Source organism: Marinoscillum furvescens DSM 4134 (assembly GCF_003386095.1).
GTDB lineage: Bacteria > Bacteroidota > Bacteroidia > Cytophagales > Cyclobacteriaceae > Marinoscillum > Marinoscillum furvescens.
The window spans coordinates 40,900-61,744 of the sequence record NZ_QREG01000026.1 but is presented as its reverse complement, the minus strand read 5'-3'; the positions used below and the strand labels follow the sequence as shown (position 1 = coordinate 61,744).

At 44.1% G+C, this 20,845-nt stretch carries 13 protein-coding genes; 3 read left to right on the top strand and 10 right to left on the bottom strand.

The window, feature by feature from the left end:
• Nucleotides 1-88 precede the first annotated feature (88 nt).
• Together C7460_RS20455 and C7460_RS20450 are read left to right on the top strand one after the other, a co-directional pair.
• Nucleotides 89-1,306, top strand: a complete 1,218-nt coding sequence (locus C7460_RS20455) for a T9SS type A sorting domain-containing protein (RefSeq protein ID WP_115870005.1) — start codon at nt 89-91, stop codon at nt 1,304-1,306.
• A 6-nt stretch (nt 1,307-1,312) separates the two neighbouring features.
• The gene (locus C7460_RS20450) at nt 1,313-6,217 is read left to right on the top strand and encodes a CARDB domain-containing protein (protein ID WP_115870004.1); all 4,905 of its coding nucleotides are present in this window, start codon (nt 1,313-1,315) and stop codon (nt 6,215-6,217) included.
• Nucleotides 6,218-6,366: 149 nt separating this feature from the next.
• Here the strand turns inward: C7460_RS20450 and C7460_RS20445 are convergent, their stop codons facing one another.
• Nucleotides 6,367-9,270 (bottom strand): PD-(D/E)XK nuclease family protein, encoded by a 2,904-nt coding sequence (locus tag C7460_RS20445; protein ID WP_115870003.1) that lies wholly within the window; start codon nt 9,268-9,270, stop codon nt 6,367-6,369.
• Entirely contained in the window at nt 9,270-12,446 is a 3,177-nt protein-coding gene (locus tag C7460_RS20440; RefSeq protein WP_115870002.1) for a UvrD-helicase domain-containing protein, read from the bottom strand. Before C7460_RS20440 ends, C7460_RS20445 begins: the two co-directional genes overlap by 1 nt.
• A gap of 166 nt (nt 12,447-12,612) precedes the next feature.
• Here C7460_RS20440 and C7460_RS20435 point away from each other — a divergent pair, with 166 nt between their 5' ends.
• Complete coding sequence (locus C7460_RS20435; RefSeq protein ID WP_115870001.1) at nt 12,613-12,975, top strand: energy transducer TonB; 363 nt, start codon at nt 12,613-12,615, stop codon at nt 12,973-12,975.
• A gap of 73 nt (nt 12,976-13,048) precedes the next feature.
• Here the strand turns inward: C7460_RS20435 and argH are convergent, their stop codons facing one another.
• The 8 genes from argH to C7460_RS20395 are packed head-to-tail and all read right to left on the bottom strand — an operon-like array spanning nt 13,049 to nt 20,768.
• A complete protein-coding gene (argH, locus tag C7460_RS20430; RefSeq protein WP_115870000.1) occupies nt 13,049-14,380 on the bottom strand; it encodes an argininosuccinate lyase in 1,332 nt (443 codons plus the stop codon).
• Between the two features lie 22 nt (nt 14,381-14,402).
• The gene (locus tag C7460_RS20425) at nt 14,403-15,491 is read right to left on the bottom strand and encodes a M20 family metallo-hydrolase (RefSeq protein WP_115869999.1); all 1,089 of its coding nucleotides are present in this window, start codon (nt 15,489-15,491) and stop codon (nt 14,403-14,405) included.
• Nucleotides 15,469-16,248 carry an acetylglutamate kinase gene (gene argB / locus C7460_RS20420; RefSeq protein WP_115869998.1) on the bottom strand — a complete coding sequence of 260 codons (780 nt, stop codon included), beginning with the start codon at nt 16,246-16,248 and terminating at the stop codon, nt 15,469-15,471. Before argB ends, C7460_RS20425 begins: the two co-directional genes overlap by 23 nt.
• Nucleotides 16,245-17,189, bottom strand: a complete 945-nt coding sequence (locus C7460_RS20415; RefSeq protein WP_115869997.1) for a Rossmann-fold NAD(P)-binding domain-containing protein — start codon at nt 17,187-17,189, stop codon at nt 16,245-16,247. Before C7460_RS20415 ends, argB begins: the two co-directional genes overlap by 4 nt.
• The gene (gene proC / locus C7460_RS20410) at nt 17,190-17,993 is read right to left on the bottom strand and encodes a pyrroline-5-carboxylate reductase (protein WP_115869996.1); all 804 of its coding nucleotides are present in this window, start codon (nt 17,991-17,993) and stop codon (nt 17,190-17,192) included.
• Nucleotides 17,994-17,996: 3 nt separating this feature from the next.
• Nucleotides 17,997-18,968, bottom strand: coding sequence for an N-acetyl-gamma-glutamyl-phosphate reductase (argC, locus tag C7460_RS20405; protein ID WP_115869995.1), 972 nt, complete (start codon nt 18,966-18,968; stop codon nt 17,997-17,999).
• The gene (argG, locus tag C7460_RS20400; protein WP_115869994.1) at nt 18,961-20,157 is read right to left on the bottom strand and encodes an argininosuccinate synthase; all 1,197 of its coding nucleotides are present in this window, start codon (nt 20,155-20,157) and stop codon (nt 18,961-18,963) included. Before argG ends, argC begins: the two co-directional genes overlap by 8 nt.
• Nucleotides 20,154-20,768, bottom strand: a complete 615-nt coding sequence (locus C7460_RS20395) for a GNAT family N-acetyltransferase (RefSeq protein WP_115869993.1) — start codon at nt 20,766-20,768, stop codon at nt 20,154-20,156. The genes argG and C7460_RS20395 overlap by 4 nt, the downstream gene beginning before the upstream one ends.
• Nucleotides 20,769-20,845: the final 77 nt, after the last annotated feature.

Here is a 20,845-nt window from a genome sequence, read left to right as displayed (position 1 = left end):
AACCCTTAAACTTGATCGGCAATACGCGATGTAAGAGTTTTATATTATTTTAGTCAAAAGCCAATTTGGCTTTTGATCATAGAAAAACATGACCAAAGGTACCCCAACCACCGTATTCGCCATGCTCATATGCTTCATGGCTCTGACCTCTGCTTACGGTCAGCAATCGTTCACATTGAGTACTTCGGGTAATAAAGCACTACCGAAAAACACATTGGACATCAGCAACATTGTAAATGTGACAGCTCCTGGCAACACTTCCAGCTACTTGCAGTTCAAGGCCAGTAATATCTTTAACCGGACAGACACGCTAGATTTATCTATCCAATCTTCCAACGATAATATTATCCCCTCAGGAGATATTCTACTAATCGATTCGTCAAACTATTATTACGATCATCCAGACACTTCTTTTACGGTCGAACTTGAGATCACATTGAGCTCAGGCTCTTGTTCTCAATATGAGTTGTTTGCGTACACATTCACCAACAGTCCTCCCGAAGTAACCAATCAGGAGTTCACAATTCCTGAGAATCCTAGCTCCAGGGACACTCTGGGGCAAATTACCTCCTCAGACCCAGATGGTGATCCACTATGGTATGAACTCCTGACAACCAACCCTGCAAGTGCAGTAGCACTGGACGAGCGCATGGGGATATTGACCGTGGCAGACAGCTCGCTATACAATCATGAACAAACACCTTCCATCAAGTCAACCATTGCAGTTTCCGATGGCTGGGTCCGAAGAGAAATGGAAGTCACCATCGAGGTATCAAACATGAATGAGCCTCCAGTACTTATTAAAGACACGTTTCAAATCGAGCAACAAGCACCTGTAGGCACTACACTAGGCAGTGTAAAAGCTTCAGATGAAGACATGGACCCTATTCATTTCTCTATAGCATCGGGCAGTCTAATGAGTTACTTTGACATCAATGAAGCAGGTGACATAACGATCATTAAGACTCTAGAGCAACTACCTCCTCCCCCACATGAGGTGCGCATAGCTGCAAGTGATGGGACGTATGACATATATGAAAATTACCCAATCGAAGTATCCAGCGTGCTTAAAAATGAAAGACATACAATAGAAATCTATCCTAACCCGGTAACTGATTATTTGCACCTGGCATCTAAAGCTTCACATTCAACTAAAATAATGGCACTGACGGATCTATCGGGAAAGAATTACGCTTTTAGCTACAACAATCACAAACTCAACTTTAGCCACCTATCAAGCGGGGTTTATCTACTCACTGTTTCCGTCAACAACCACATAGAGATCTTCCAAATCATTAAGCATTAACACAACATGAGATATTTTTTCTTTGGCATAGTATTGATTGCCTCTCTCGGTGTAACGGCTCAATCAGAATTGCTCAAAATATGCGAGAATGACTCTGCATACATCAGTTTAGACGTAGAAGGAACCACCTACTGGTATTTCAGGACACTTCAGGAAACTACCTATAGCCAAATAGCTGAAGGGACTTCTTTAAAGATAGAAGACATGGAAGGGTATGTCTTTGGAATACTAGAAACAAAGGACTGTGATGTAATCGTAAGCGATACCATGATGGTCCTCAGCGTAGGCAACCTTTCCTCCCTTACTGACAATCAAAATTTATTGCAGATAGACACCTCAAAACTGTATGTAAATGCTAGCTACCAGATAATCAATCCATTTTATGATTCATTAGGCGATAACCCAAAGTACCCGGACCAAATTCAGTGGTTGATCAAAAAGGACGATGCTGTAGTCTCAGTGAACAACCTTCTAAAATCAGTAGACAGTCTACCTTTAAATCCTAAATGGATTCAAATACATCCTACAGATAGCGTGCTTACTTCTCCAGACAACAACTGGACTTACCCTTATTATCAATATCTCTATGAGTTTCAAGACCGCATTATTTTCAATGGTTGCGACACGTTGAGTCAGATAAATACAACTGCTCTATTGAACGGACAAAACTTCTTCTTCAGTCACCTCACAGTGGAAGACCCGCTATTTATTGGATTTCTAAGTGGTAGCAAGCAAACCCTGACAGCTCGTGATTCGGCATTTCTAATGCTAGGCATTAAGAATAGCTCTGGTGCAGACTTACCACCTCTGGAATTGAAGATGACCTTAAGGTCCTTGACTGACTCTTCAGATTCGTATGAGTTTAGAGATTCCATTCCTTCAATCAGCTCAGATGCAAGCTATATATTTGGCGAGGATGTAGACTACTTTCCTATATGGCCTGACGACATGCCTTCGGGTGAATACGAAGGGATCGTAAAAGTACTTGCTATAGATTCAAAAACCTTTGAGCGAATCCCCATTGGATACGGATACAAAACATTTACCTACCTAAATGACCATGAGGGTAGCTATAAGCTATCAGCCGAGCCCACCCTGGACCTAAATGCCTACTGCGGCCAACATGGCGTAAGCATTAAACTATCTAACGAGTCACCGATCCATAGAAACAACTTGAAGCTTTATCATCAACGCATATATAATGACAGTGTGATGTCAGCGCCTTATGCTCTTGCAGCCATAGACAAAATGAACGCCTATCAGGACCTGGATTTTTTTCCCACACTGCATCTCTCGGCAGATTTTTCCAATCATTTTATACTTATTGATGAATACCGCATGGATACCCTGGCCAGGTGTACCTTGTCTCTGCCTAATGCTGAGCACAACGAATATCGTGTCGAAAGTTTCTACTTAGAGGTAAATGGGATGCGCCTCCATGAAAGTATAGGTTCTCGAAAGACAAGCCTGGGTGATTTTGTAAAACATCACTATACCTATAAATACACAGGAGAAAGCCCAGACGACTGGGTCAAACTCAGCCAGGATTTTGACCCAACAAAATACCAGTTTATGGTACATGATACGATCAACCTTGGACTGGCAGACACTCTGGTATTTTCGCTGGGATCACTTTTTGGCTCCAGCCTGGGTGAAAATCTCACCTATCAGCTGAGGCTTCGAAGTATAGATCATCAGGATACACTGGTAATCGCAGAGGACACATTTGATATATCAGCTGCTGAAGAAGGGGTATCCCACAACGGCATAACATATAGTTTCCCCAATGGATATGTAGTGGACGAATTCGCTCGATTCGGAGAAATCCTTAATCAATGGTCACGGTCAGGTACAGCCTTTCTGGATATTATCCCAAACACTCAGAGGTGTCTTGGGGCGCAGGTAAATCAATTGACCGTCTTCATGCAGGTGGATGAGCACCAAGATTTTCTTCCTGACTTATCGGGAGTACCTACGGTAGAAGAGGTTTTTCATGAAAATGACAGTATATCACTGCATTATCGACTCATTGTTACAAACGATGGAAATGGAACCGCCCCGGCTTCACATATTGCTCTCATGAGGAATGACACCATTTTGGCAGGTGAAATTAATCTTACTTATACTTATCAATACCAATTATACAATCGTCATTTTTCTCCTAAGAGATCGGCTTATATGGCCGAAGTAAAGCAATTGTTGGAGGTGCCGGAACTAGCTCCTGGTGAGCAAGACACCATTGACATGTACGTACCCCTCACTGACACAACTAATTGGTACATTTTTCAGTTGGACTACCAAAACACTTTTCTAGAATACAATGAAGGACAAAACACACACCTGGCACTATCCAACAATTGCCCTGAAGGAACGGTCTTTCTCCAACCGGAAATTACACTAGACTTTCATGGTAAAACAAGCAATGGCCTGGACGATTTCACTGTTGATTCCCGTACAGGGCACCATTACCTGGGCAAAGTAGCACCAAATGACACGCTAGACGTGGGATTCCGTATTTATAACAAGGGTTACTCCCAGTCAAAAGCAACAAAGGCATTTGTAAAAATTGTACCACTACCCCCTATTGAAAATGCCTGGTACCAATTGACCGACGATGAGATCAGTCGCGCCATCACCGTAGATACGCTCGACATTCCTGAAATCGCCGCAACCAGGAGCGTTTATCATCCATTTGTAGCACTTCGCGCGTTATTTGAACCTGCAAAATACATAGAGCCAGGTAATGGCATTGGTGTTTTTTTGGAGATAGATCCTGAAAGTGTCAACAGGGTATGTGATCCATCCTGGGATTACATACATTATTATGATCATATTCAGCGGATATTTATTCAGGGTAATGAAGTGACAGTTTCATCCATTTCAGAAATTCCAACTAATCTATCCTGTGGTGAAGAATTCACCATTGACATTACACTGCAAAACTCCTCTCCTGATTTTTCAACGAATGAGACTTTTTACCTTAAGCTAAAAGACACATTCGGGTTACTTGATAGTGTTGCTATTAACGGCATAAAAGCACCCACTACTATTGGAGAGTATGTGGAAAAAGTTGTTTCAGTACCGGTCCATGTATCCCCAGATATCGATAGTGAAGGTACTATTAAGTACCAACTAGAAATCATCTTAGACATGGAAAATACAGGTGCTGATAAGAAAATCCAGGAATATCAGCTAAGAGAAACAATTCATGTGGACTTTGAGCCTGGGACTTTATCAATGGTTTCCATAGATTCGGCCACAAACCAAAAAATATCCTGGAGTGAAGTAGAAGGAGCCTCAGGGTATAAATATCGGTTAACACATAAATCAACCAGTGATATCTTAAAACAGGGCACCACACAAGTCACGTCAATTTCGCCTAATTTGAAATACCAGGGTAATATCCCGGTAGAAGTAGCCATCGTGGCCTATAATCAATCCTGTGGACTTAGTAATGTCACGAAAGAAACTTTCAATTTTGATCAACCTCTATTGACCAATGAGGACATTCCAGATGTTCCTCCAAACGAGGCTGAACCAGAATCCGGGCCGGACCCGAACGCACTTGTACCCCCAAAACTCTTAAAACCTACAAATGGAGCTTCGAATCTATGCATAGCATTCCCCAACCTTACTGTGGAGCCGCATCATGAGGACTTTCAGATAGCCTATATCTTTTATATGGGCACGAGTCCTGAAAACCTGCTTCGGGTCAATAAATTTCCAGAGAAAGACGCTACACTGTCTATCAGTTCGCAAAAAACTGATGAATTCGTAAATCAATATTTGCCTTTACAAGAAAACACAACCTATTTCTGGACCGTAGCTGCTACACATGACGGCACCTTTGAATACAATTCAGCAATAGATACCTGGGAGTGGAAGGATGGCCCTATCGTGGAAAATAAGGAAGTATTTTCGTTTAAGACAGGCACTATTGAGGGCACCACCAATCAGCCATTACCAACGCCTATGATTGTATACCCAGAAAATGGAGCCACTGATATCCCGATTTGTAAGTGGCCCAAATGGGAGGCTTCTGATTATTGTGAAGCTTATAAAGTGAGACATTTCTATGGTACTGACCCTGACAATCTCACTGAGTTGGATAATGTAGACTTTAATCGGACGATAGTGTCGAATGAATACAACACAACATATTACTATAAAATAGAACTGTACAATGGTTCTGAAACATCAAGTAGCGAAACAATCTCATTTACAACCAATGGAGGGTCTGTAAATAAACCCCAGATAATGTATCCATACGATAGCTCCCTTGTGGATGTAAACACCAGCCTTGTTATAGACCACAATGGGAATCTGGATCGCGATCGTTGTGGGCCGGTTTACTATACAGTTTTACTCAATGGGGATCCCGTTTGGCACAGTGAGTATGCAGTTGGTCATGAGGTAAAATTGCCCCGGCTTTTATATAATAAATCATACGAATTGGTAGTAAAAGCCTACGACGAAAACAATAATCAGGTATTTAGTGATGTCGTTACTTTCAGGACCAAAACTGCACCACCTCCACCTCCTGGAGACACTGGTGGAGGAGACGCTGGTGGAGGATCAAATGATGGAGACAGTGACAACTCACTTCCTGATTCAGGTTATTGCTGGTGGGAAGCAGTAGTACTAGAGCAGAAATACGACGTATCGACAAAAAAGCAATGGGTGAAATTTACAAACCCTAATAATTTCCGGGTTCATTACAAATATTACTTCCCTAAAGCCGACGGTACCTTCGATGTGGGCACCTGGGATTTGGACCCGGGAGAAACCAGCACCGAACATGGATTCGGGGTTGAAAATTGTTATCTCGTATTATATATGAAATATGATGACAGGGCTAGTTGTGCTTTCCCTGATGAAAAAGCTGTAGACTGGCGTGCTTGCGGTTTATAGTAGTTTGCTGTATTTGAATTTTAATAAACCCAACCTAAATCCAAAAAAAATGCATTCAACCGATCGACCATCTGTTCACGTCCTGTTAGCTGAGTCCATTAAGTCAACTCTCAAATATTCAACCTGAAAACATGGTTACCTTATATTAATCACCTCCCACAAATATCTTTATAGGTACAGTACCCGCATTTCTTAGTGTCTTCGGTTTGATCGAAAGGCACTTCAGGAGCATACATTTCGATAAGTAGTTCTACTAACACTGTTTCGAAATCTGGCTGATACCTGCGAAACTCCCCTACATTAGTCTTGTGTGACTTGTCGTAAAGCTTCCACTCAAAATCATCACTGAACAGATCCCTCGAATTGAAAAGCCCGGGCTCAATCGTTTCATAAGGCTCTTTAGAAAAATTCTTTTCAAACAAGTGACTGTAAAAGAATACCTGAAAGGCCGCCTTAGCGCGTCTTTTATCATTTCGGTCTACAAGCGACTCCACCGACTTAAAGTTCTTTTCGTCGCGACCCGTCTTGTAATCAATGACTCGCACCTTTCCCTGCTTGAGATCTATACGATCGATGATACCACGAATCCTTACCGCAACTTCTCGTCCTCCAGGACTGATTGGTACTGAAAGACTGTATCCGTCCCTGCTGGTGGCTTCCAGTCCTAAAATTTTGAAAGGAGCATAGGCACGGTCGTAATCCAGTATTTTGTAAATAAACTTTTTCAGCACATCTGCCGCTATGAGCGATCGACCTTCCAGTTTAAACTTCTTTTCTTTCTTTTTCGAAATCCCATAGTGCTTCACAAAGGCCTGATTCATGGCACCATCCACCCCTTCTTTGATCCAAAACATGTCCTGTGGCTGCACGATATCCGTCTTATTGCGTTCTTTAAACTGCTTGTATAGCAGCTCCATGGTATCATGCAGGATATTCCCAAAAACCATAGGGTCCATTTCTTCCTGGACCGCATCAGGCTCATAAAGCCGAGCTACATACTTAAAGTAAAATTTCAACCGACAATCCAGATAGGTATTGATGGCAGAAGGTGTAAAAGATGACGGGGATGCCCCTTTCCTACCCTGATACCCCTCCAGATACCGCTCCAACCCATCCAGCACCGCAGGCGTCTTCTCAATTGTAATAGCCTTTGGTGGCACGGTCTTAATTGGGCTGGCTAGTATGCGCTTCTCCAGAGTGTAATCGGACTCCACTTCCAACTGCTGAACCAACCGACTGATCTCACCATTTACATTAAACTCAGAAACTGTATTGTAGTAAAAGTGCACCCGTTTTGCTCGCTGCAGCAACCGGTAAAACAGATAAGCATAAATCGCATCGTGATGATCATGCACCGGCAAGTCAAACGCTTTTCGAATGTTGTAAGGAATGAATGATCCACTGCGCGGTGCTGCCGGCCAGCTGTCCTCATTCATGTTCAGAACGAAGACGTTTTCAAAATCCAGGTTACGGGTTTCAAGAATCCCCATGATTTGCAACCCCCCAAGTGGCTCTCCGGTAAATGGTATTTTGAGGGTACGCGCCAGCCTGCGAAACAACTTGATCAGGAAATCATAACTAAGCTCTTCTGCACGGTCACCCATCATTTTCTTTAGCTGGGCTATGTGCTCATAAAAACGACTAATAAACTCCTGTTCGAGATCATGCTCCTGATCTTTCCAATAATCGTACAGTTGCTTAAGCAAGCCCAGGAGATACTCAAAGGCATCATCCGGTTTGTGAAAAATATGCTTGAATATGGGGTGTTCCAGGTTTAAATCATCCGCGTAAAGCGTAATCAAATTCCGCTTTTTGATTTCAGCTATGAGGCTTTGAATGGCCTTTTCTTCCATCGCAAATACCAGCGGATGCTCTAGTAGCTCCACCAATGGCTTGTAGTAAAAAGAAACGCCATTGACGATGCTTTCCCTGCGCATGTGCTGAAGCATAAGCACGCTTTCCAGCAAACTAAAAACTGGCGTATCCTTCAGCGGATAACCCATCGTAATGTTGATCCGATCTATACTATCGGGAATTGCATGCAGCGTCGGAAAAAGCATGTGCTCCATCGGCAATACGATCACAGTCTTCTCAGGCTCAAAGCCTGGCTCATGCGCCAGTTTTTCCAGCTCTTCAGCCAGCGCCTTGGTCTGCCCTACTTCCAGTGAGACTCCTGTTGCCTTAAATTCCTTCGGTGATTTCAACCGATAGGGAAGCTCTTCGGGGAATGTACGTTGCAGCGTTTGTTCCTTAGCATATTCGCGCAAAAAGAAGCCTGCTTCTTGTTTTTCATTATCAAAATAATAGCGATCCACATCCCAGATCACTTTGGCATTTGTTTCAAATACGAAGTGCTTGATGATTTTCTCCTCGGCAAAGGTCAACGCGTTGAACCCTGCGAAATACAGTGGCTTTTTGGATACTTCAAGACTTGGGAGCTCCCGTGCCACCTCTCTGTATATGAGCCCACCGTAGGCCTCTCCACGAGCAATGAGCGCAGCCTGGAAGTCATCATATATCGGTTTGAGCAACTTCCAGGTCTCCAAAAATGCTTCCTGGCTTTTTGTGGTCTTAGGTAAGAATGTAGCCCAAAATTTCTGAATGATGGCTTTGTCTTCCTCATCCAAAAAGTAAAACTCTTCGTCCAGCTCTTTCTGTGTTTTGATGCTGGTAAACAGCTGCTCTGTGTTTACCAGATATTGATCGATCTCTTCGAAATCCCTCAGGATCATTTCTCCCCAAAAGAAAAACTGATCAAAGGACTCTTCCCGTTTTTGATGGATTTTATAGACTTCAAAAAGGGCAAATATTGCTTCCAGCTTCTCGATTTTCTGAAGAGGACTGAGCCGTGTTACAAAATCCTCCATACTGATCACCTCTGGCATCCAAAGTGGTTTAGTGATCTGCTGTGCAAGTGCCTTTCGGAAAAAGAGCCCCGCGCGACGGTTGGGAAAAACCACCGTCACATCCTGCAGCCGACCATCATGCTCCGAGAGGATTTGATCTGCCAGCTCAGCAATAAATGAATCAACAGTGTTTTCTGACCTGTCCATTAGCTTACCTTCATTACACTTACATCATTCAAATAGACGAGATAGCCACTCACCGATGGGAAGTTCATCTCCTGCAGCAGGCGCACGTACTCACGAACCTGATGCTCGTCCTTCTTGCGTTTAGTTCCCGTTTTAAAATCTATCACCACTGTTTCGCTTGCATTGCTATTGATCCGATCTATCCGTTTAAAATCACCTCCCGGTAGCAGTATGGGCACTTCTGTAGCCACCTCCCAAGTCTCATCAAACCAGGAAGCCACTTCTGGATCTTCTAATACTCGAGTCAGCTCCACACGCTCAGGCACATCGGCAAACTGCTCCAAATCGCTTTTGTATTTGATGCGGCTCAGCATGTCATGAATACGTGTGCCATGCTGGGTGGCTTCCACAAAAACGGTTTCACTGAGCTCAGCAGAACCTTTGATCTGCACACTTACTTTGCTACGCCATGAAGAGGCCTGATAGTGCTGCAGCCCATATTCCACGGTGCCGACATTACTCTGTTTTGCCTGTGGGATTTCGGCATTTTGGTAAATACCCTCGGATTCATCAAAGCCAGGCAGTCCCTTCAATTGGTTGTACACCAGGTCATAAGCATATTTGAGTTCCTGAGGCTTTTTTGGCTGATTGCCAAATCCTATAAGCACATCAACTGGACGCGTAAATGCGACATATAGCAAGTTTAGGTTATCCAAATAAGCCTTCAATCGCTCCTGATAATAGTCTGCAGCCCAATAGGTGTTCGCTAGATTTGACACATATTTCAGGGGAATAACCGGCAGTTCATTGAAGGGCTTAGCGGTACCGGCGCCTTTGCACCAGAGGATATTATCCTTCACACTGTCGTGATCAAAACTCCAGCTTAAAAACGGTAAAATCACCACTGGAAACTCTAATCCCTTCGCCTTGTGTATGGTGAGGATTTTAATGGCATTGTTATCATCGGATATCTGAATGGCTCTATCCTTTCGAACTTCTTCCCACCATTCCAAAAAAGACGGAATATCGCCTCTTTCATTTTTAGCATAATCCAAAACCGCATCCTGAAAGCCTTGCAAGTAGGTAAACTCCTCAGGGAGTTTGTTCAAGTCAAATAAACGAATCAGGTGCTCAACTAGCTCGTACAGTGGCAAAGATTTTAAAAACTCACGCTGCTTTTCAAACTCTTTTGGCACCTGTGATTCCCAGTTTTCCACTGATGTAAAGAGATCACTCTCGGGCTGCTCTGACTTCTTAATGTAGCGATGGTACTCATACAGCCATTCCGTGAGCACAATGGTGTTATTTTCATCATTGAGCCATTTGATCAATGAAACCAAAAAACGCACCAGGTGGCTAGAAGTCAGGTAAAGCGCCTCGCTACTCACTACCTCGTATCGTAGATCAGGGTCTGCCTTCGGACTGTTGCGATAGGCAATAAAAGCATCAGCAATCCGCTTTCCTTCACCGGTATATCGAGTGAGAATCGCTATGTCGCGAAGCTCATAACCTTTTCGCTGTAAGTTTTCCACTTGAGCAATTGTACGGGCCACCGCTTCTTCCGTCCAGCTGTCTGCCTCCACATCATCCGCGATAAATTCCACTCTGATAGCACCATGTCCTTCTGCTTTATGTTCGGGAATTTTCTGAGCTACATCATCAAAGGTGGCAAACACATTCTGAACAAGAGATGAGACCTCAGAGCGGATTCCCTCATCAGCAATTTCATCACTCTGACTGATGAAGTATTCCGCAGCGTTCTTACTCGCGCTTTCAAAAAAAGCATTATTGAAATGAATGATATTAGGATCGCTGCGCCAGTTGACATCCAGGGTAGTAGCAAAAACATGATGCTCACCAATATCTTGAGGGATGCGGTTTTGCAGCAGCTCCCAATCGCCACCCCGAAAACGATAAATGGACTGCTTTACATCTCCCACTACCATACTAAAATCACCCGCATCAGCGGTATTCTTTACCAGAGGCATAAAGTTCTCCCACTGGAAGGCCGAAGTATCCTGAAACTCATCGATCAGGTAATGACTATACGTAGAGCCTACTTTTTCATAGATGTATGGTGTATCGCTATCGTTTATGATCTGATGCAGGAAATCAGGCAGGTCTGCGATCAACATCACATCATTTTCATCCCGATATTTCTGCACATACTTATTAACCTGTGCGAGTATCCCGAACGTAAAAAAGTACCGCTGCACTTCGATCACCGAATTGTAATGAAGGCTTTTCCGGTCTATAAAATCAATCAGTGCATCATATTTAGGTAATATGAATGACTCCAGGGCCTCTACCAGTCGAGCATCTTTTTGATTGGCCTTCGTTAGCCATTTGCTGATATCATTTCGAGCCGCACGTCTGGCGTCTGATATGTCAAAATCGAGCTTTTCGAGCTTAAAAAACAGTCCCAGAGGACCACCGGCACCTCTGGAAAAATCACCAACCGATAAGCCCGTGTTGTCCAGGTAGTTGAGCACTTCTCTGCACATCCGCACCACCATCTTTTCGAAAGTGTAGCGCTCAGTATTTAGCTCCTTGCGCATTCGAGTGAAAAACTGCTTATCACCGCTAAGCTTGAGCACTTCATCAGCATGCTCCTTGAAGTCATCTTTCAGGATTTCCTTCGACAGGCTTTTTACATCCTCTCTAAAATCCCAGGATTTGCCCTCTTCCACTTTTTGCTCTGCAAAGTCGGTAAGCCATTTTCTCAATAGTTTTTGTTCCGGCTCCCCAATCTCCAACATCATTTGATCGATCACCAGATCAAGGGCCTTATTGATGTCCAGATCTATGGTAAAAGTGCCCTGCAACCCCATTTCGCGAGCAAACGAACGGATAACCTTATGAAAAAAACTGTCTATGGTAACGATACTAAACCGACCATACTGATGCAGAACATCACTTAGTGTGTCTTTAGCGCGGTGCTTCAATAGCGGCCGAGTGATCCCCAGGTTCTCCATCAGATAATCTTCCATGGGGTGCTGCTCGTCACTCGCTATCACTTTCAAAATGGAGACGATACGGCTTTTCATTTCTTCGGTGGCCTTATTCGTAAAGGTCACGCCAAGGATATTACGAAAGGCATTTGGCCTACTCAGCGCAAGCAGCAAAAAAGACCTTGCCAGGGTATAAGTTTTACCGGAACCGGCCCCCGAACGGTAGATGTGAAATGATTCTGACATGCGGTGGCTAAGTTAGCAAATGGGTAGTGATATCCATTTGAAATCAGAGCGCAGAAAATAATCTGAAAAAGTCCAAAAGTTTTAATGTTACGCTTTTGTTAATAAATTAACATTTAGTTAATATTGTCATATCAATACGATAATCCAGAAATAAACATTAATAAATATGCGTAGATATATCACTTTACTCGGCCTGGTTTTTACTGCTACACTTGCATTTGCTAGTTCAGACCCTAACTACGTAGTAATGCCCAAGGCACTTAATATGGAAGCAGTAGCTCGCACGATTTCGTATCCTGCTAGCTCCAACACTGCCGGCATTGAGGGAAAAGTGTTATTATATGTAGAAATTGACGCTAAAGGTGAGGTTACCAAAACGACTACTCTGAGTGCTCCATGCTCTAAACTGAAAACAGAGGCTGAAAATGCTGCGAAGAAATTGAAGTTTGAACCAGCACGAAATAGTGCAGGTGAGGCTGTAGCAAGTGGAGTACGCATCCCATTCGAATTTGAACTCACTATAGAGTAAGGTATCACCATCGCAATAAAATAGAAAGGGAGCCATTTGGCTCCCTTTTTTTATTTACGCTTAATAATTAACTCTAGCGAATCAAGGCGTCAAAACATTGTCTGACTTCTTCAAAGTTGAACTTTGCCAGCTCTCGCTCAATCTTTTCGCCTATTTGCTCATTGGCCAGGTTTCCTAAACTGCCCAAATGAGCGTGCTTTACCTCCCTGTTTGGCTCATAAGTACCTTCTTCTACCCGCTTACCTACCTCACGATAGGCATCCCTAAATGGCATCCCTTGCAACACGAGTTCATTTACGAGTTCCACGGTAAACAAGTAATCGTACCGAGGATCATTGATGATATTCGGGTTGACTTTCAGCTTACCGATGGCAAAATCTGCGATATCCAGGCATTGCTTAAGGGTTTGGATGCCCGGAAACAAATGCTCTTTAAGCTGCTGCAAATCGCGGTGATAGCCACTAGGCAGATTACTCAACAGTAGGTGTAGTTCGTTGGGGAGGCTCATCAGCTGATTGCATCGCCCACGAACCAATTCAAAAACATCCGGGTTCTTTTTATGAGGCATTATGCTGGATCCTGTGGTGAGTTCATCGGGGAAGGATATAAACCCAAAGTTTTGTCCTGCATACATGCACACATCCATGGAAAACTTGGCCAGCGTAGTAGCAATAGAAGCCAATGCGTTTGCAAGCGCAACCTCACTCTTACCACGAGTCATTTGAGCGTAAACCACATTGTAGTTTGGCTCATCAAAGCCTAGCAAACGGGTGGTGCGCTCACGATCCAGCGGAAACGAAGAACCATACCCTGCTGCACTACCGAGCGGGTTTTTATTGATCATCTCATAGGCTGCTCGCAAGGCAATCAGATCATCAGACAAGCTCTCTGCGTAGGCACCAAGCCACAAGCCTATAGAAGACGGCATTGCCACCTGCATATGCGTATATCCAGGTATCAACACATCTTTATACATTTCACTTTGGCGTAGCAACGTACTGGTGAAGGACTCAATCATTCCTGCGATTTCCTCTATCTCGCTTCTGAAGTACATTTTTAGGTCTACCAGCACCTGATCATTCCGAGAACGACCGCTGTGTATTTTCTTACCTACTTCGCCGAGTTTTTGAGTAAGCAAAAACTCTACCTGAGAGTGGATATCTTCCATACCCTCATCGATGGTAAGCTCCCCTTTCAGCGCCAGCAAGTAAAGGCTTTTTAGTTCCTCACTCAATTCTTTGAGTTCACTCTTCTCCAGCAAGCCTATTTCCTGTAGCATTTGGATATGAGCTAGGGAGCCCAAAATATCATAAGGAGCCAGTAGTAAATCCAGTTCCTGGTCATTACCTATCGTAAAGGCCTCAATTTTCTTATTTACGTCCGTAGACTTCTGCCAAAGTTTCATTTGGATGATTTAATGGTTGGGTTCAATTCGATTTGAACAATTTATTGAGCAGCATAAGGTACCCCATGATCCCTTCGCGTATTTCTTCCACAAAGATATACTCGTCTGGAGTATGGGAGCGATCAGATAGTCCAGGCCCAATTTTTACGGTAGGAAATGGCATCAATGCCTGATCTGACATGGTAGGTGATCCAAAAAGCTTGATGTCTAAAGCATTGGCTGCCTTGACAATTTCATGATCATCAGGCATCCTGGATGGTTGCAATCGGGTGGAACGCTCCTTCACTTCACTTTTAACATGTGATCGAATGATTTCAAGGGTCTCTTCATTGCTGTAGACATCCGTAGTACGAACATCCACTACGAAATGACAGCTATCGGGTACCACATTGTGCTGTGTACCTCCTTCGATCACCGTAACTGACATTTTGATAGGACCGAGCGTTGTGGACTCTTTTGGAAACTTGAAAGACCGGAACCACTCAATATCCGAGATGGCGTTATAAATAGCGTTTTCACCCTCATTTCGTGCTGCATGCCCAGCCTGTCCCGGTGCATAGCAGTCCAGCACCATCAGTCCCTTTTCATGCACAGCCATGTCCATTTCTGTAGGCTCACCCACTATACCAAAGCTCACCTCACCTATCTCTCGAAGGATGCTTCGCACTCCCCCGGCACCTGATATCTCCTCTTCTGCCGTTGCTGCCAGTAGCAAATTATATTTCAAATCTTTCTGATTGTGAAAATACAAAAAGGTCATGATCAAGGACACCAATGCCCCTCCTGCATCATTGCTTCCCAGGCCATACAGCTTGCCGTCTTTTTGAATTGGCTCAAAAGGATCGTTGGTATACCCTGCGTTGGGTTTTACCGAATCATGATGCGAATTCAATAAAATTGTTGGTTTACTCGCATCGTAGGCAAGATTCCTCGCCCAGATGTTATTTCCTTTTCTGTGAGTAACTACCTCATGTGATTTCAGGTACGACTCGATGATTTCAGCCGTATCGTCTTCCTCTCGGCTAATGCTCGGAGTAGCTATTAGCTGTGAAAGCAATTCTATGGCCTGCTGATGCAGTTGATCTGTGTTATACTTGAAGGAAGCTGCCATTGGTTGTATGGATTTGGTCATATTTACAAATACGCACACTCCCCGCGCCTCCTTTCAATGCCTTGAATGCGTTTTCTAATTTAGGAATCATTCCGCTATGAATCGCTCCTGAAGCTTTCAATTCCTCAAAAAATGAATATTTAAAAGGTGTAATTAATGAAGTAGGATCATTCACATCTCGCATTACACCATCCAATTCAAAAGTAAGCACTAAATGCACATCGAAGCGATCAGCCAATGCGGCAGCCAAAGTACCGGCCATTGTATCGGCATTGGTATTAAGTATATGTCCTGCACCATCATGCGTAAGCGGAGCAATCACGGGAGTGACTTTAGAAGCCATCATATCGGTAATAAACTCCACGTTGACTTCCTGCGGGTCTCCTACCCATCCGTAATCCACACCGTTTTTCACAGGCCTTTTCGTAGACCTAATGATGTTACCATCTGCTCCGGTAAGACCTATGGCATTCACTCCCAGGTGTTGCAACTGAGCGATCATCTGTTTATTAACCAACCCACCATAGACCATCGTAACCAGATCTACCGTAGCATCATCCGTCACACGTCGGCCTTCAACCATATTGGCTTTGAGCCCGAGTTTTTCACCTATTTCGGTGGCTACTCTACCCCCGCCGTGTACTAATATCTTTAGCCCCTCCAAAGCCACAAAGCCATCCAAAAAGGCTTGTTTCATTTCGGGGTTCTCTATAACAGCCCCTCCTATTTTTATGATATGAAGTGGTTGTTTACTCATAAATTTCCCAAAATTTCTTTTAATACAATTTGCGCACTGTAAACGCGGTTTCCAGCCTGAGGGATTACAATGGAGCTTTCACTATCTAAAACATCATCGGCGATCACTACATTTCTTCTTACCGGCAGGCAGTGCATCACCTTGGCCTGATTGGTAACAGCAAGTTTCTCTTGATTCACTACCCAGTCGCGAGCTTCTCCTACTGCACCATAGTTTTTGTATGACGACCAGTTTTTAACATAAATAAAGTCAGCCCCCTCAAATGCTTCCTTCTGATCGTACAATACCGGCGCAGATCCTGTAAACGCCTCTGATAACTCAAATCCTTTTGGCTGTACGATGGAAAAATCCACATCTGCATGCTGAATCCACTCTGAAAAAGAATTGGAAACCGCCTGAGGAAGGGCTTTTACATGTGGAGCCCAGGTCAATACTACTTTTGGACGTGCGGTCTGCTGATACTCCGCAATCGTGATCAGGTCTGCAAGCGACTGAAGCGGATGCAAGGTGGCAGACTCCAGACTCACCACTGGCACTCCAGAATGTTTGATAAACGCATTGAGGATGACCTCCTGATAATCTGCTTCTCGATCTTCGAGCCCTGGAAATGACCGAACCCCCAGGATGTCACAGTACTGCCCCATAACAGCTGCAGCTTCACGGATGTGCTCCGCTTTGCCTCCATCCATCAATACGCCATCTTCCATCTCTATCTGCCAGGAATCCTGGGTGACATTCATCACCATCACGTTCATTCCAAGGTTGGCCGCTGCCTTCTGAGAACTCATTCGTGTCCGCAGGCTGCTATTAAAAAAAAGTAGCCCAAGTGTTCGGTTTAAACCCAATTGCTTATGCGCATATGGGTTTTTCTTTAGCTCAAGTGCTTTTTGAACCAACTCTTTTGGGTTGGCTACATCTTTTACCGAGGTGAATTGCTTCATCTACTTTATGTTTTTGATTTTTTCGTAAGACACCATTAGTCCTTTGATCAGCGCAGAACTCAGCCCTTGATGTTCCATTTCATTCAAGCCGGCGATGGTACATCCCTCTGGTGTGGTTACTTTGTCTATTTCTACCTCCGGATGTTGCTGGTTTTCCAGAATAAGCGATGCTGCCCCCTTGGCGGTCTGGACCGCTATTAGTTGTGCTTCCTCAGAGTGAAACCCCATTTGCACACCACCCTGAGTAGCCGCACGCAAATACCGCATAAAAAAGGCAATCCCACTGGCTCCAAGCACTGTGGCAGCTTGCATCATTTTCTCTTCTATCAGTAGGGTTTGACCCAATGCGTTAAAAATTTGCTGTACGGCAATTCCATGCTCCGCATGATCCGGGGCGCAAATGCACGTCATAGACTCGCCAATGGCAATGGCCGTGTTTGGCATGGCACGAACCACTGCACAGTCTATTTTTAGAAGCTCTTTTATCTCTGCGATAGAAACACCGGTGATCACTGAAACCAACAAATGGTCGGCCGTCAACACCGGATTGATCTCATCGATCAGCGCTGGCAGCTGCTTGGGCTGCACACATACCATTACAATTTTAGAAGCTTTCACCGCTTCCAAATTGTCACTGGTCAGCACAAATCCATCTTTGGCCAGATGGGCGATCTGCTCAGTATGCCTTCTGGTAAGAAAAATATTCTTAGCTTCTGTAAGATTTTCTTCTACTATACCCTGAGCTATGGCAATACCCAAATTTCCGGCCCCAAGTACAGCTATTTTCTTTCCTTTCAAATCCATAGTCTAAAAATTACTCGCTTTTAAGTGCAATCCTGTAGTCTCATCCAGGCCAAACATCAGGTTCATGTTTTGTACCGCCTGTCCTGATGCGCCCTTCAGCAAATTGTCAATAATGGAGATTGCTAGCAGCTTTTTGCCTTCTTTCTTCAAATACACCACTGCTTTGTTAGTATTGACTACCATTTTCAGGTCCGGATTTTTTCTAGTCACATGCGTAAATGGAGCCTTTGCATAGTACTTCTCATAGATCTCAAATGCTTCCGCTTCGCTTACTTCCGTATCGAAATAAGATGTCGTGATGATCCCTCGCGTAAAATCGCCTCGAAAAGGCATAAAGTTTACTGTAGGTTTATTTCCACCCAGTTGCTCAAGACTCTCGCCTATCTCTCCTAAATGCTGGTGCGTGAAGGCTTTGTAAACACTCATGTTGTTGTTTCTCCACGAAAAATGAGAAGTAGGCGAAAGCGACTGCCCCGCACCGGTAGACCCGGTAATTCCGGTCGTGTGAATTTCAGACTGGAAAAGTCCCGCATCGGCCGCAGGTAGCAAGCCAAACTGGATGCAGGTAGCAAAGCAGCCCGGATTAGCCACTTTTTGGGCTCCTTTCACCAGTTTACCGTTCATTTCTGGCAAACCATAAACGAATTCATTACCAGGTGCCTTGAGTCGAAAATCATGACTCAGGTCAATGATTTTAAGGTTGGGTGGAAAAGTAGTTTGCTCTACATACGTTTTGGATTCACCGTGCCCTTTGCACAAAAACAAAACATCCAGCACCTCCAAATCCAGCTCAGCATCAAATGCCAACTCTGTATCTCCAAAAAGATCGGTATGTGTTTCATATACTTTTTTACCCGACTGGCTACCACTCTGAGCGCATACCAGCTCAGTATTGGGATGGTGCAGCAAAATGCGTATCAGCTCTCCTGCAGTATACCCTGCTGCTCCGTATATACCTACTTTAAGTTTATCCATCGGTTTGGTGTACTTTATGGTAAATCATATTTTGGTTGCCAAATATCTTGGAGAAGCCTTTCACATCCTCTCCACTCCAGGAGTTATTCATTTCCCCATATTTGCCAAAAGTAGACTGCATGAGGTCATGAGCAGATTCTACACCTATGATGTAAAAACGATACGGTGCCAACTGGATTTTCACAGTACCTGATACATACTCCTGCGTGGACTCATAAAACTGTTCGATATCTCGCATTATCGGATCGAGGTAATGACCTTCATGCAGTAGGTTGCCGTAGGTTATGGAAAGCTGATCCTTGATGGTAAGCTGATTTTTAGTGAGCACATGCTTCTCAAGCGTGTGATGTGCCTTGATGAGTATCACTGGAGCCGCAGCTTCAAACCCAACACGTCCCTTGATACCAATGATCGTATCTCCCACGTGTATGTCTCTTCCGATTGCATAAGCCGATGCGACTGCATTTAAAGCTTCTATACAAGCTACAGGAGCCATTTTTTCTCCATTAAATGCTACTGGCTCGCCTTTTTCAAAAGTAACCGATACTTCTTTCGGCTGCTCTTGCTTTAGCTGACTTGGAAAAGCTTCTTCTGCCAGGTATTCGTTAGAGGTGAGGGTTTCTTTTCCTCCCACGGAGGTGCCCCACAGCCCCTGATTTACTGAATAGAGTGCTTTTTCCCAGTTGCCACTCACTCCATGATCGATCAGGTATTGTATCTCCTCTTCACGAGACAGCTTGTTGTCTCGTATCGGAGTGATGATGCCTTTTTCCGGGCACAGAATATTGAAAATCATATCGAAACGTACCTGATCATTGCCTGCCCCTGTACTTCCGTGAGCGATCGCATCCGCTCCGATTTTGATGGCGTGGTTAGCAATAGCCGTAGCCTGAAATACACGCTCAGCACTCACAGACAGAGGGTAAGTGTTATTCTTCAGCACATTACCAGCTATTAGGTACTTGATGGATTTTTGATAAAACTCCTCCGTAGCGTCAATATTGAGGTGACTTACACCACCCAGCGCTTTGGATTTTTCTTCCAGTTCTTTCAATTCATCTGCATCAAACCCTCCGGTATTTACTGAGACAGTATGAACCTCATAGCCCAGTTCTTTCAGATAAATCGTACAGTAGGTAGTATCCAGCCCACCGCTAAAAGCTAAGACAACCTTTTGCTGTTTACTCATTTGATTTTTACTTTTTGCTTCCAAACCATTAATTTCTCTTGCACTTTTTTGCTCTTGTTTTTCCATTGGCGCTTTTTCTCCTCAGGATCATAGAGCATGCCTGTACAGAGGCACATTTGGTGATTTTTTCGGGTCAAAATGTCGTAGTTTACACAGCTGCTACAGCCTTTCCAAAAAGACTCATCATCGGTAAGTTCTGAAAACGCCACGGGACGATAGCCCAGGTCAGAGTTGATTTTCATTACAGCCATACTGGTAGTCAAACCAAACAGCTTGGCGTTGGGGTATTTTTCTCTCGACAGTTTAAATGCTCGTTTTTTGATAGCCTGAGCCAGACCATTGTTGCGATAGTCGGGATGTACGATAAGTCCGGAGTTGGCCACATAGCGATCATGCCCCCAGGTTTCTATATAACAAAACCCTGCGAGGTTCCCAGTTTTGGTAAGAGCGATCACAGCCTTTCCATCCGTCATTTTGGCTTTGACATATTCGGGGGATCTGAGCGCTATACCTGTACCGCGCTTTTCAGCACTGTCGGCAATTAGCTCGCAGACTTCTTCTGCAAGATGCATATGTGATGCACCAGCAACTGATACAATGAATTTGTCCATTTTGGTTTTGGGAAAATAATGAGAAAGAATAACTGTAAAACAAGTCGAAAGGAGGTCACCACGTAGGTGTCCTATAA

Bases quoted from the DNA above. Each gene is read 5' to 3' on its own strand.
- C7460_RS20415 (WP_115869997.1), bottom strand. From the start codon at position 17,189: ATGAAGCAATTCACCTCGGTAAAAGATGTAGCCAACCCAAAAGAGTTG.
- C7460_RS20435 (WP_115870001.1), top strand. From the start codon at position 12,613: ATGCGTAGATATATCACTTTACTCGGCCTGGTTTTTACTGCTACACTT.
- argH (WP_115870000.1), bottom strand. From the start codon at position 14,380: ATGAAACTTTGGCAGAAGTCTACGGACGTAAATAAGAAAATTGAGGCC.
- argC (WP_115869995.1), bottom strand. From the start codon at position 18,968: ATGGATAAACTTAAAGTAGGTATATACGGAGCAGCAGGGTATACTGCA.
- argB (WP_115869998.1), bottom strand. From the start codon at position 16,248: ATGAGTAAACAACCACTTCATATCATAAAAATAGGAGGGGCTGTTATA.
- C7460_RS20395 (WP_115869993.1), bottom strand. From the start codon at position 20,768: ATGGACAAATTCATTGTATCAGTTGCTGGTGCATCACATATGCATCTT.
- C7460_RS20450 (WP_115870004.1), top strand. From the start codon at position 1,313: ATGAGATATTTTTTCTTTGGCATAGTATTGATTGCCTCTCTCGGTGTA.
- C7460_RS20455 (WP_115870005.1), top strand. From the start codon at position 89: ATGACCAAAGGTACCCCAACCACCGTATTCGCCATGCTCATATGCTTC.
- C7460_RS20425 (WP_115869999.1), bottom strand. From the start codon at position 15,491: ATGGCAGCTTCCTTCAAGTATAACACAGATCAACTGCATCAGCAGGCC.
- argG (WP_115869994.1), bottom strand. From the start codon at position 20,157: ATGAGTAAACAGCAAAAGGTTGTCTTAGCTTTTAGCGGTGGGCTGGAT.
- C7460_RS20440 (WP_115870002.1), bottom strand. From the start codon at position 12,446: ATGTCAGAATCATTTCACATCTACCGTTCGGGGGCCGGTTCCGGTAAA.
- proC (WP_115869996.1), bottom strand. From the start codon at position 17,993: ATGGATTTGAAAGGAAAGAAAATAGCTGTACTTGGGGCCGGAAATTTG.
- C7460_RS20445 (WP_115870003.1), bottom strand. From the start codon at position 9,270: ATGGACAGGTCAGAAAACACTGTTGATTCATTTATTGCTGAGCTGGCA.